This window comes from Methylorubrum sp. B1-46, assembly GCF_021117295.1.
Classification (GTDB): Bacteria; Pseudomonadota; Alphaproteobacteria; order Rhizobiales; family Beijerinckiaceae; genus Methylobacterium.
The window spans coordinates 341,403-352,951 of the sequence record NZ_CP088247.1 but is presented as its reverse complement, the minus strand read 5'-3'; the positions used below and the strand labels follow the sequence as shown (position 1 = coordinate 352,951).

At 65.5% G+C, this 11,549-nt stretch carries 17 protein-coding genes and 1 tRNA gene; 12 read left to right on the top strand and 6 right to left on the bottom strand.

Annotated features, from left to right (window positions below; translation table 11 throughout):
• Window positions 1-3 precede the first annotated feature (3 nt).
• The 5 genes from LPC10_RS01660 to LPC10_RS01640 all read left to right on the top strand — a co-directional run bounded on the left by LPC10_RS01660 (window position 4) and on the right by LPC10_RS01640 (window position 3,661).
• Window positions 4-315, top strand: a complete 312-nt coding sequence (locus LPC10_RS01660) for a hypothetical protein (RefSeq protein WP_231345162.1) — start codon at window positions 4-6, stop codon at window positions 313-315.
• Window positions 312-584 (top strand): hypothetical protein, encoded by a 273-nt coding sequence (locus LPC10_RS01655; protein ID WP_231345161.1) that lies wholly within the window; start codon window positions 312-314, stop codon window positions 582-584. Before LPC10_RS01660 ends, LPC10_RS01655 begins: the two co-directional genes overlap by 4 nt.
• A gap of 109 nt (window positions 585-693) precedes the next feature.
• Window positions 694-2,430 (top strand): hypothetical protein, encoded by a 1,737-nt coding sequence (locus tag LPC10_RS01650; protein ID WP_231345159.1) that lies wholly within the window; start codon window positions 694-696, stop codon window positions 2,428-2,430.
• 183 nt (window positions 2,431-2,613) lie between these two features.
• Window positions 2,614-3,474: a hypothetical protein gene (locus tag LPC10_RS01645; RefSeq protein WP_231345157.1), complete on the top strand. Its 861-nt coding sequence runs from the start codon at window positions 2,614-2,616 to the stop codon at window positions 3,472-3,474.
• 10 nt (window positions 3,475-3,484) lie between these two features.
• Window positions 3,485-3,661 (top strand): hypothetical protein, encoded by a 177-nt coding sequence (locus tag LPC10_RS01640; protein WP_231345155.1) that lies wholly within the window; start codon window positions 3,485-3,487, stop codon window positions 3,659-3,661.
• A 97-nt stretch (window positions 3,662-3,758) separates the two neighbouring features.
• Here LPC10_RS01640 and LPC10_RS01635 read toward each other — a convergent pair.
• A tRNA-Cys gene (locus tag LPC10_RS01635) sits at window positions 3,759-3,836 on the bottom strand.
• A 335-nt stretch (window positions 3,837-4,171) separates the two neighbouring features.
• Here LPC10_RS01635 and LPC10_RS01630 point away from each other — a divergent pair.
• From LPC10_RS01630 to LPC10_RS01605, 6 genes are all read left to right on the top strand, one after another.
• Complete coding sequence (locus tag LPC10_RS01630) at window positions 4,172-4,396, top strand: hypothetical protein (protein ID WP_231345154.1); 225 nt, start codon at window positions 4,172-4,174, stop codon at window positions 4,394-4,396.
• 103 nt (window positions 4,397-4,499) lie between these two features.
• Window positions 4,500-5,015, top strand: a complete 516-nt coding sequence (locus LPC10_RS01625; RefSeq protein ID WP_231345153.1) for a hypothetical protein — start codon at window positions 4,500-4,502, stop codon at window positions 5,013-5,015.
• A gap of 51 nt (window positions 5,016-5,066) precedes the next feature.
• Window positions 5,067-6,275: a hypothetical protein gene (locus tag LPC10_RS01620; protein ID WP_231345152.1), complete on the top strand. Its 1,209-nt coding sequence runs from the start codon at window positions 5,067-5,069 to the stop codon at window positions 6,273-6,275.
• Between the two features lie 3 nt (window positions 6,276-6,278).
• On the top strand, window positions 6,279-6,695 hold the full coding sequence (locus LPC10_RS01615) for a hypothetical protein (RefSeq protein ID WP_231345151.1): 417 nt from the start codon (window positions 6,279-6,281) through the stop codon (window positions 6,693-6,695).
• A gap of 14 nt (window positions 6,696-6,709) precedes the next feature.
• Window positions 6,710-7,024, top strand: coding sequence for a hypothetical protein (locus LPC10_RS01610; RefSeq protein WP_231345149.1), 315 nt, complete (start codon window positions 6,710-6,712; stop codon window positions 7,022-7,024).
• Window positions 7,025-7,026: 2 nt separating this feature from the next.
• A complete protein-coding gene (locus LPC10_RS01605; protein WP_231345148.1) occupies window positions 7,027-7,638 on the top strand; it encodes a hypothetical protein in 612 nt (203 codons plus the stop codon).
• An 81-nt stretch (window positions 7,639-7,719) separates the two neighbouring features.
• On the opposite strand, the gene LPC10_RS25650 is transcribed toward LPC10_RS01605, so the two are convergent.
• The 5 genes from LPC10_RS25650 to LPC10_RS01585 form a co-directional block, all read right to left on the bottom strand.
• The gene (locus tag LPC10_RS25650) at window positions 7,720-7,914 is read right to left on the bottom strand and encodes a Lar family restriction alleviation protein (RefSeq protein WP_370644628.1); all 195 of its coding nucleotides are present in this window, start codon (window positions 7,912-7,914) and stop codon (window positions 7,720-7,722) included.
• A 58-nt stretch (window positions 7,915-7,972) separates the two neighbouring features.
• Window positions 7,973-8,194: a hypothetical protein gene (locus LPC10_RS01600; RefSeq protein ID WP_231345147.1), complete on the bottom strand. Its 222-nt coding sequence runs from the start codon at window positions 8,192-8,194 to the stop codon at window positions 7,973-7,975.
• 45 nt (window positions 8,195-8,239) lie between these two features.
• The gene (locus tag LPC10_RS01595) at window positions 8,240-8,464 is read right to left on the bottom strand and encodes a hypothetical protein (protein ID WP_231345146.1); all 225 of its coding nucleotides are present in this window, start codon (window positions 8,462-8,464) and stop codon (window positions 8,240-8,242) included.
• Window positions 8,465-8,562: 98 nt separating this feature from the next.
• Complete coding sequence (locus LPC10_RS01590; protein ID WP_231345145.1) at window positions 8,563-9,441, bottom strand: RNA ligase family protein; 879 nt, start codon at window positions 9,439-9,441, stop codon at window positions 8,563-8,565.
• A gap of 506 nt (window positions 9,442-9,947) precedes the next feature.
• Complete coding sequence (locus LPC10_RS01585) at window positions 9,948-10,136, bottom strand: helix-hairpin-helix domain-containing protein (RefSeq protein ID WP_231345144.1); 189 nt, start codon at window positions 10,134-10,136, stop codon at window positions 9,948-9,950.
• A gap of 261 nt (window positions 10,137-10,397) precedes the next feature.
• Between LPC10_RS01585 and LPC10_RS01580 the strand changes: the two genes are divergently transcribed.
• Window positions 10,398-11,522: a hypothetical protein gene (locus LPC10_RS01580; RefSeq protein WP_231345143.1), complete on the top strand. Its 1,125-nt coding sequence runs from the start codon at window positions 10,398-10,400 to the stop codon at window positions 11,520-11,522.
• The last annotated feature ends 27 nt before the right edge of the window (window positions 11,523-11,549 follow it).

Below are 11,549 nucleotides of genomic sequence, written 5' to 3'. Positions count from 1 at the left end.
CTCATGCTCACTTTCTCCGAAAGCCGGCAGCGCACCCTGAACACGCCAGACGAGATCGCCGCGTATCTCGGCGAGACCTTCCGCGCCATGCAGGAGGACGGCCCGTTCAAGCCGGGCGACGAGGTGGCGATCACCTCGCGCAGCGGTCTCCCGCCTGAGATCGGCATCGGCGATGTCGGGATCATGCTGTGCGACCTGCCGAACCAGCTCTTTTCGTGGGTGTGGGTGTTCACGGCGGGCGGTCAGCAGATGGCCGTGCAGATCCAGACGGCTAACCTCGCCAAGCGCGAGCCTGCGGCGGGAGGCGAGGCATGAGCGACGCACCCGAGCAGAAGGCGATCAGCATCATCGAGATCAACGGCCGGATCGGCGAGTTGGAGGCGCAGAGGGATGCTGCTCTGTCTCGCGCCGCGAAGATCGCCGGGGAGAAGGCCGAGGCCATCGACCTCGTGCAGATCCTAAAGGCCGAGGTCGACCGCCTCACGACCCTGCTGAACGACCGCGGCGGCCCTGCGCCCGCGACCGCCTCGGACGACCCTGGGACCCCGCTCGCGCCCGCTGGCGCCGCAGCAACCGCCCACTGAGGCGCACCGGGCCGGCCTAAGCCGCCCGCCCCAATACCCGCAACCCTGACCGACCCCGCGCGTGGCTCACCGCCGCGCCGCGGCCGTTCGGCTGCCTGGAGGCCCTCCCTTGGCCGACTTCCCCCCCTTCGCCTTCACGACCCAGGAAAGCTGGTACGGCGAGCTGTCGTTCAAGGCAGCAGAAGATGGCAGCGCCCTGCCGCTCACCGGACGCCAGTTCGAGATGCACATCACGCCAGCGACGAGTGGTTCGCAGCTCGTGCCGCCGGTGCTCATCCTCACGACGGAGGAGGGGCGCGGACTGACGCTGAAGCAGGGTGACCCGGGCACGCTAGTCTTCCGGGTGCCGAAGACGACCGCGAACGACTTCCCGCGTGGCGAGTTCACCGCGGACGTGCTGGAGGTCGTCGGCGGTGAACGCTACCTCTTCATGCCGGTGCGGATCACCTACGCCGAGCCGTCGGGCCTGCGCGCCTTCCTGACGCGCTTCCTTGGCGTGTCGGTGTCGTTCGCTGCGCGGCAGCAGCCAATCTACACGCCGCTTGCCGTGCCGGGACGCGAGGGCCGGCCCGGCGCAACCATCATCACCGGCACCGTGCCGCCGGTCTCCGCCGACGGCAAGGATGGCGACTTCTACATCGAGACCCGTCCAGCCGGTCAGGGCCGGCGCATGTACGGCCCTAAGGCGGGCGGACAGTGGCCCGGCACACCCTGGAACATCCAGGTTGCCGCCATCAGCGACGTGCCGGGGCTGACGGGAGCGCTCGACGCCAAGGCACCGAACCGGATCGCACCGACCGGAGGCGCGACCGAGCGCCTTCTCGCCGACTGGCTTCGTGTGATCGAGTCGATCTACGGCGGCGATCCGGAGGACAGCGCGAACCAGATGTTTCTCGGCGACTCCGCCGGCAACGCGATCAGGTATGGCTTGTTCGGCAGCAAGGCCACCGGACCCGTACTCATGCCGGTGGGCGGCGTGGCCAAGGACAAGCCGGCCGTCTTCTCCGGCAACGGGAAAGGGGGACACCTCTTCATCAACGGTGCGGGCCGGCTCTTCGAGATCGAGGACGACGGCACCAACCTCGCCACGCGAAACCGGTTGATCGCTCGCGGCGGTGCCCTGAACCGCAATCCTCGGCTTCGGTCCACCTACGGGATGGATCTCGCCACCTCCGGCTTCGGGCAGCGCTTCAGCTTCATGGCGCCGAACGCATCCGGCGTGGACCGGATCTTTGCTCAGGTCTTCGCCTATTCCGCCGACCCGATCTACGCAACGCAACTCATCGCCGATAGCACGTATGCGCGGGTGCGGGGCAGCAACCAGAACGTCACCGGGGGCAATGGACCGATAGCGCTTCAGGCTGCAGGGCTTGGCTCCGCGCATATCATCAACGACAGCGGCAGTATCGCCCGGTTTGATGGTGTCGATACTCCGGACAGCTTCCTCGTTTTCAAGAACGCGGCGGCTGGGGGCTTCCCTCTGATCTCATGCGCGGACACGGCGAAGTATTTTCAGCTACTGCGCGCGGACATCAGGGGCAAGTTCAGGATCGTTGATGGTCGAGACGTTGCGCCGGTGGCGGGCGGGACGCTCAACGTTGCAACAATCGACACGTACATCCGCTTTCTGATGTCGGCGGCAGTCAATGGCTATACGATCAACCTCCCCGACAGCCCGCCGGACGGAACCGAGGTCTACTTCACTGCCGACAGTACACTGTCCGGCCTTGTATGGACGCCCCCCGCAGGCGCTTCGATTATTTATGCGCCGACTGCCATCGCTTCAAATGTGAGTGTGCGCCTACGATACTTTGCCTCGAACAAGCGCTGGTACAAGTGGGGTTGATCGATGCCGAGTGGTCTTTACGTTACCGCCGCCCGCTGGGATGGGTCCTACAACAACGACGCAAATAGCGTCGCTTGGGAGAACGCCAACTCCCTGTCCAATCCCGTCTACCAGCACCGCCTCCCCCTCCACGCAGAGGACCTCACCTCGCGCCGCATCAGGTGGAGCCCTTCGCAGGCGACAATGGATGCTGAGATCCTCGCGGCCGTGAGCGGCGGGCTGGGCGCTTGGGCATTCGATCGCTACCTACCGAACAACACTTTGAGCCGAGGCTTGGGCCTCTACCAATCGTCGTCCATCAAGTCGCAGATGCCGTGGTGCTCGATTATCGAGCCATATATGTTCGGCTCGACTGGAAATTATGCGACAGAAATAGCGACCCTGGTTTCGGAGTTCCAGCAGCCGCACCACCTTAAGATCGGCAACAGACCGGTCATATATATCTACCTGCCGATGCTGCTGACGAATTGGGGCGGAGACAACGCCGCCGGTCGGGCGAACTTCCGCACCGCGCTGGATGCCCTGCGCACGGCGACCGTGAACGCGGGGCTCGGTCAGCCCATCATCGTCGTGATGATGGGGCAGGCGCGGGACATGACCTATTACAATGCCTATGCGGCCGACGCGATGACATCCTACTCGGTCGGTATGTCGGAAGACCTCGACTGCCCGTTCTCGGTCCTGGCTGCCCGGGCCAAGCAGTACTGGGCCGATTGGGCGGCGCTCGGCGCCAAGGTCGTGCCGCTTGTGATGACGGGCTGGGATCGGCGGCCGATTATCGAGCGGCCGTTCTCGTATGATCCAAGCCAGATCCCTTTCGATGGGATGCGGCAGTACGTGGTTTATCCCACGAATGAAGAACTGAGACAGCACTTCGCGGACGCGGTCGCCTACGTCAACAATAACCCGACCATCTGCCCGTTCCCACTGGTTCATGCCTACGCGTGGAACGAGTTCTCGGAGGGCGGGATCTTGGCACCCACCCGCGGCGACCCGACCGGATCGAAGCTCGCCGCAATTCGCGACACCATCCGACGCGCGTGAGGAGACGCAAATGAAAGCCGACGAAAATGCCGCTCCTACGGCCTACATTGTCCCCGTGAATGTCCTGGCCGCGATTGAGGCATATCTGTCCCTCCAGCCCTTCCGGGAGGTCGAAGGGCTGATAGCGATCCTGCGCTCGGCGGAGGTCACGCCTTACGCCGACGAGAAGCCCAGCACCGAAGCCTGACACCGCGCGCCGCGCCGCCCGGCCCGAGCCTGAGACGACCCCACCACCGGAGAACACCACCATGGACGTCGCTGCGATCCAGCGCGGCGATGGTGATTGGAGGGCCGGGCTCGGACTCGAACCGAGCATGCGAAGCGCTTGCGGCGCGACCGGGTAGCCGATCCCCCACCAGCCCATAGCCGGCGCTTAGGGCTCCGCACCGCCCGCGGCGAGTGCCGAAAAACCACGGAGACACACAAATGATGACCGCCGCTGCATTCCGGCGCGCGGTGGTAGGGCCCGAAACACAATAGCAGCGGACCGGCCAGTGTGGGGTTCAGGCCGGCCCGCCGGCCGCCTGCCAAGGTGCTGACCGGCATCTGACACAGCGGCGGAGCCTGATGCCCCGCCCTGAGAGATCGTTCAACCCCTCCGCCCGATGCTGTCGGGCCTCGCAGCCCGGGATTGCCCGGCGCCATCCACGTTCCCGAGCCGGCCGGGCCCGCCGCGCGCCTCCCTGGAGCATACCCGATGTCAGACACCCGCATCTCCGCGGCCGATCTTCTGCGCCTTGCCGCCATCGCCTCGGTCTCGCCCGAGGGCACCGCCGACGAGGTCGTGGCAATCCTGCAGCGCACCGGACCCGCCGAGCCCGCGGCTGCCGATCACGCCCCGCAGCCCGAGCCGGAGCCGGACGCTCCGGCCGAGCGCGCGGCCGACGAGGCCGATTCCGACAAGCTCGCCAAGCCGGAGTAGTTCTCGGCGCCGAACCTCTATTGTGCTAGGGTATTGGCAGGCCGGAAGCGTGTTGGAAGCACGCCGCCGGCCCTAACCAAGCCAACCTAGTGAGAGGTTCGCAATGGCTGAGCGAGAATTTATCGACATCGGTACCCGGGCGAAAGACGCGACGGGTGAGAAGTACGGCAAGCTGACCGTGCTAGGCGCGGTCGGCCGAGACGATGGCCGCCGTATCCAATGGCTCGCGGTCTGCGAATGCGGCGGCGAGTGCGTAGATCAGATCCACAACCTTCGTCGCAACACGAGTTGTGGGTGCCACAAAGCCACTCGAATGGGCCGCCTGACGCTGAGGCACGGGCATTTCCGCGATCGGCAGAGAGCCGCGACCTACCACTCGTGGCAGTCCATGATCGCTCGCTGCGAAAACCCCAATCACGAGAATTTTGCTTACTACGGCGGGAGAGGCATCGAAGTTTGTCCGCGCTGGCGCGCAAGCTTCGAGGACTTTCTGGCTGATATGGGCGAGCGCCCACCGGGCCGAACGATCGACCGGCAAGATGTGAACGGGAACTACGAGCCCTCAAATTGTCGGTGGGCGACCGCCGTCGAACAGCGCGCCAATCAACGCCGCAAATAGCTGGCTCGGCGCGCTCTATCCAAACTCGGAGATCTACGAATGGATACGAGCGTGCCGCGCGGCGCGGCGAAGCTGCTTGACTTTATTGCCGCATACGAAGCGCCCGGTGGGTACAACGTCGTATATGGCAACAAACAGCGTCGAATGCCGAAGCAGATCACGTCCATGACCGTGGACGAGGTGATCGCTGACGGGCCTCGGCGCACTCGCGAGTATGGATCAAGCGCGTGCGCCCGGTATCAATTCATGACCGCGACGCTCAAGGGACTGAAGCAGACCCAGCGCCTGACCGGTCGCGAACTGATGACGCCGGACCTGCAAGATCGCCTTGGCTATGCGCTGCTTCTCGGCCGCGGCTACGCCAAGTTCATGGCGGGCCAGATGTCTATGGCGGCCTTCGGCAACGAGATCGCGAAGGAATGGGCATCGTTCCCGGTGCTGGCGCCGACCAACGGCAAGCGCCGCGGGCAATCCTACTATGCCGGCGACGGCCTCAACCACGTCCTCGTCGGGCCCGAGCCGGTGGAGGCCGTGCTGAAGGCCATGCGTGCTGAGCCCGTCGTCACGGTAGCTCCTGCGCCGGCTGTAACCCCTCTGCCGCCCTCCCTGCCGCAGGTGCAGGATCTCGTCGTGCCCGACGAGAGCAAGCTGTCTCGCTGGCTCCCCTGGCTGTTCAAGAAGAAGCCCACCGTCGCCGCTGCGGTCTCACGGCCGGGTCTCAAGCCGGGCGGCAGCGAAGCGCTCTGGGACGTGCAGAAGGCGCTCCGCGACCGCGCCTACTACACCAAGGGCTTCCTCGACGGCCTGGACGGGCCGCTGACGCAGGAGGCCGTCGCCCAGGCGCGCAAAGACAACGGCCTCGGTGACGGCGGGATCGACGGCGCCTTCATGGCGGCGCTGCCGGCAATGCCGCACCGACCGGTGGCCGCGGATCGGGCGAAGGTCTCGCTCGGCAAAGCCGCTCAGCACGCGCCCGAGCTGTTCGGCCCGGCGAAGTGGCTGGCAGGGCTCGGCCTCGGCACGCTCGGCCTGGGCGGCGCGGACGGGGCTGGTCTGCTCGACAACGTGCAGGGCACCTTCGTGCGGATCAACGACACGGCCGAGAAGGTGCAGACCGGCCTCGGCTACGTGACGTCGATCGTCGCCTTCCTCATCGAGCACAAGACGATCGTGTTCATCGGCCTCGGCGCGTTCCTGATCATCAAGGCGGCCGGCTACGTGCTCGATGCCTGGATCAAGGTGCGGACGGCGTTCTTCTAACCCATGCTCGTCACGGATGCCCTGGCGCAGGCGCCGAACCCGCAGGCGGTCATCGATCAGACCGCCTCATTCTACCTGAACCAGGGCGTTCTCGGCGCGACGTGCATCGTCTTCATCGGCCTGTTCCTCGGCGCCTCCTGGGTCGCTCGGGGCTTCTACAAGGACTTGAAAGCGGCCTGGGCTTCCGTCGCCTCTGAGCGCGAGAGGATGATCCTCGCGCAGCAGGCGACGGTCACAGCTACGGAGAAGAGCGTCGCGGCCCTGGAGGGGCTGAAATCGACGCTGGAGACCAGCAAGGACGCCAGCGAAGACCTCACGAAGCAGGTCGAACTGGCCGCGCAGGAAAGCCGGCACGCCCTCTCGAACATCAAGGCATCGCTCGATGGCATCGCTGGCCGGCTGGATCGGGGGCGCCCATGATCTGGAGGCGCATCATGTCGTGGTTCTCCCCGAGGCCGCCCGAGCCTGTCGATCCAGGCCGACTCGATGCCGTCCTTGCGCAGAACATCGAGGCGCAGCGCCGGGCCGCCGCCGCCGCCGATGAGGTGGTGCAGGCGGCCGACGAGAACCGCGAGCACGTCGAGGCCGCAGTCGGCGCCTTCAAAGAGCGGACGGCCGAACGGCTGGCACTGCAAGAGGCGAGACGCGCCGCACGAGAGCGCGCCGCCCAGGAGCGCGGCATCGTCAGCGCCGTGGATGACCTCCTGATGCTCCCGAGCTTCGGCGGGTCGGGCGAGAGGAAGAGTTGATCGTGTTCGTGAACATCTACGCCGACAACCGCCCCGAGACGCTGCGCAGCATCATCATTTGGGCCGCCGCCGTTCTCTTCATCGGGTATCAGATCCTCAACGCCTTCGTGTCGAACGAGGACATGATTATCTATGTCCGCATCCTCGACGTGGCGGCGACAGCCGTGGCGCTGTGGATCTTCGCGCCGGATGCGTGGGGCGGCATCATCCGCAAGTCGCCCGAGCCGAGGGACTTCCTCATCGTCGGCATCTGGCTCAAGTTCCTGTCGAGCGAGTTGCAGGGCATCTATGCCATCGTCTACCGGCTCGGCGGCGCCCCGAGGTGGTTCCTTAACAACGAGCTGCTACCCGGCGTCATCATGGTTGGCGTCATCGCCGTGGTCTGCCACGTCCTGGCGCCGGGCGCGATTGGGGCTCACGATGGACGGCCAGCGGTTCCGAGGCGCAATCAATACGGCCTCGCGATTGGCTTCGGATGCGCGGTGCTGATGGTCGGCGCGCTGATCGCCAGCAAGCCCGATGTGCAGCCGTGGCTGGAGCGGACCCGCCCCTACATCGGCGACTGGTGGCGGACGGGCGAGCTGCACCTCTGGAAGGTGCCCGCTTCGTCCTAGTCTGCCCGCCCGTTCCTCTCTCAGCCCCGCCCGGCATCCGCTGGTGCGGGGCTTCGTCGTTCTAGGCCGCCTTTTCCAACCTCATTGCCGCCGGTTCCACATGCGAACGGCGTCCTCGGTGGCCTCTTGCTGGTCGTCGTACTTAAACTCGGACAACGGCCCAACGGCGTCGCAACTGTGGCACGCCACCTGCGCGGCCCATCCGTCGATGTCTTCCGGCCGGCAAGACAAGTTTGTGCCCCGGCAGAACGGACACGGCTCAGCACCTTCAACCATCCTCGCCTCCTCTCAGCCCGCTCGGCACCCGCCGCAGCGGGCTTTCTCGTCTCTGGCCCTACCCGGCATCTTCCGCGACGAACCAAGCCGCCAGGAACTCCGCAGCCGCTTCCTTCGATCTAGCCCGACCCATGAACATCCCCTCAGGATCAACCACGAACCAAAGCCCTTCGTGCTCTTTGTCCTCCGAGACGGTGCCGGCTCGGCTATTCCCGACCAGGACGACGAAGGTGCCGTCTCCGTTGGGGGTGATGGTGTGCTCGGGGATGGCGGGCTTCATCAGCCCAGGTTAGCGCGGGGCGGTCGGCTCGGCGAGGGCGACTACCTATTCTCTGCGGGTCCAAGCGACAGGGCCGGCTCCGTGAGCGATGGCCTGAGTGATGAGCCATTCACCGAGCCGCAGGGCGGCGCCATAGTCGAGCGAGGCGGTGTTGTCGCCGTCGCCACCATGCAGAACGATGTCGATCTCATCCCGGTTTAGGCACGCCTGCACGTCATCCGAGCCGCGCAAGCCCTGTTCGTAGATGTGACTCTTGATCGTCTCACTCACGGCTTGGCCTCTCTTCAGGAAGGACGGATCGGGAAGGGTGGGGCTTGGCGATACAGAAGCGTTCGGGATCGCAATCGAGGCAGGGCTTGCCGTCGCCGTCATCCCGAGCCGCGCGGCAGAACTCGGCACACTCCTGCGGGTTGGCCGGGCCGTCTTCCAGCAGACGCCGCAGCCGGCGCTCTTCCTGGCAGAGAAGGTGATAGTCGCGCTCGACCTCGGCCTTCTCCTTGAGGACGATCGGACGGACGCCAGTGCCAGCGCTCGGCACAGCCCCGCAGGTTGGCGAGGTACTTGCCGTCTTCCTTGTCGGGCCGGACCCACTTCGCGAGGAAATCGACGCGGCCCTCGCGCTCGCAGCGATAGACGATGCCTTCGACCGGCTCGGTGGAGCCGTGGCGCCCGTACTCGCCGAGCCGAGCCAATGCGGCCTCAACCGGGATCGGCATCACATCGTCGTCGTGGACGCATGCAGCCGGCAGGAACCCAGCCGCGGGCACGCGCTCCTTGAACTCGTCGCGCAACACCCGATCCTTGCCGCGGAACAGGTCGAACGGCACGAATGGCTCGAAGAACTCATGGCCCGTGTCGTAGGCAGTGCCGTGAGCCAGGGCGAGCCATTCGCCGGCCAGCCGCTCGCCGGGCTTGAGCAGCGCTTCGAACTGCGCATACCGCTGCATCACGAACACCTCGAAAAGCTGAAGGTGCTCGTATCGGCCGTGGCGAGCGCGATAGCCGGCGCGGGTGAGCGGCACGATCTCGCCGTCAATGTTGGCGACAGCCATGCAGGCGCCGTCCAACTTCTCCGTGACGATGATGCGGTCGCCCTTGCGCGGGCGCTCGGTCAGGATCTTCGCCTGCCCCTCGTGGATGTGCCAGTCGCCCGGCCCGAGCCGAGAGTTCGGCAGATGCCCGATGGAGCCGTATGCCTTGCCGCCGAGAGGCTTGTTCGGCGCGGTGAAGGCTGTCTGAGAGGTCATGCGACAGCCCTCCAGCCGAGAGCCTTGCCGTCATTCGCTACGTCATACATGAAGCCAGCGCATGCGGCGCTAAGCCATTGCTTCGACTCGCTTGCTTCGCCAAACCCACCTGAGGTTTGACGGACCCCCTCTCCGCCAAGTCGCCTGAGACGCGCACCATAGATTGGCACTTTTGGGCGCTTTTCGTACACCGATCTCAGCATAATTTGGTACGGTCGCACGAGCGCCGTTGATAAATCAGCGCTTTTTCAGCAGCTGACCTCGACCGCAGGCTTCAACGCCATCGAGCCCGCAGGGCTCGTGGATAGAGCGGTTCATCGAAGATCTTCGAGACGCAACGTTGCTCAGCTGTGCGGTCTCGGCTGCGAGGAGGCAGCACGCATCCCAGGCATCTGGAAGATCGCGGATCGAGACAAGCTCGATCTGGTCGGCTCACGGCCGGAAGCCAGCAGGGCCTTCGAGCGGTGCCCGGGTACGACACGGCACTCGGGGAGCGAGCTAGGTCATCACTCGGGCGTGTCTGCTACCGACAATGCCTCACTGATGCCGTCGGTCTTGCCGGCTAAGCCAGGAACTCCATCGAGCTGCCGCAGGCTGGTGAAGCGACCTCGGTCCTCGCGATAGCGGTCGATCTCGAACCCATGCCCCTTGAGGGAAGGCAACGCATCGGGTTGCTCAGCCATCGCCGTGTTCACGATCGATCATCGCGGAAGGCTCCTTCGCACCTCCGACGCACAAGCTGAGGCTGATATCCCCGATCTTCACAGGCCGACGATCGTGCCCCCAGGGTCGTTGAGAATCGCTCGGCATTGGAACAAAGAATGAACGATGCGCGGTGGCCTGTCAGGGCTCGAACGGCTCGCTTGAGCCGGCGAGCGGGGGCTCTCTGCCTCCTCAATGCCGCGGCCGACATGTTGAAGGGGTACTGTAGGATCTGCGATCGCCATCGTCCGTTGATGGCCACTGACGACATCTGCTTCCCTTGCTCGGTCGGGATCACCCACACCTGTCCGATCTGCCAGGCCGTCGTATCAGGGAGCGGCAATGCTCCCTGCTATCCATGCAGCCAGCGCCGCCGGCCCGAGCGTCAGATCGACGAGGAAGCCGCGACGATCCCGATCCGGTGGATGTCGGGCATGTTCATCACCTTCTGCCGCGGTCGCATTCCGCTGGATGACGGCCTTGCTTCTCAGCGCATCACCCGCGCCGCCGAAGCATGCCGCGCGATCGCGGCGAGAGACCCGGCCTACGGTCGCATCACCACCGACGATGTCCATGCCGCGATCGGCGCAGAGGCCACCCGACGTGTGGCCCCCCTGATCGAGTTCATGTGCGACGTCGGCGTGCTTGAATGGGATCGCGCCCGGCTGAAGGTCCTAGTCGAGAACGATCGGGTCGATTCGATCCTAATGGCGCATCAGGATAGCCCCCATGCGTCCCTACTGCGCCAGTACCGCGACGACCTTGCCGCCCGAGGACGGAAGCCCGTCACCCAGCAGAACGCGCTCACGGCCGCGGTCGCGCTGCTCGCCGCGCTCGGTGACAAACCGCTCGCCGAGCTCAGCCAGCGCCACCTCGCACGCGCACTGCGCAAAACCCCGGGACAGCGCGCTTCGCTCAAGGGTTTTCTGAGCTTCGTCGCAGGTCAGGGTGGCCCGAAGCTGACCCTGCCCGCATTGCACCCCACCGATCCGGTCGCCCAGGAACGGCAGCTGCGCGAGGAGATAAAAGCGTGGCGTCAGCGCCTCCGGAAGCCGCGCCACACCGACGAGGCCAAGGCCCTGCTCGCTCTCCTCATCGCCAGGATTCACGCCCTGCCAATCCCCCGCGTCCTGTCGTTGCGGGACAACGATGTCACGGTCACTTACACCAGCGTCACGCTGTGGCCGGAGGCCGACGCGATCACACTCGAAGAATCGCTCGTCGGTGCTTTCCGTCGGTGGGCTGAATGGTCCGTGGGTTATGCCAGTCCGCCAAACCCCTGGTGCTTCAAAGGCCGCTACTCGTACGAGGCTCTGTCAGAAGCAGCGGTGGCGTACTACCGAAAGCCCGATACGAAGGGCAAACCTCCGAAGTATTGAGCCTTTCGTCGCTTCCAGCCCCGTACC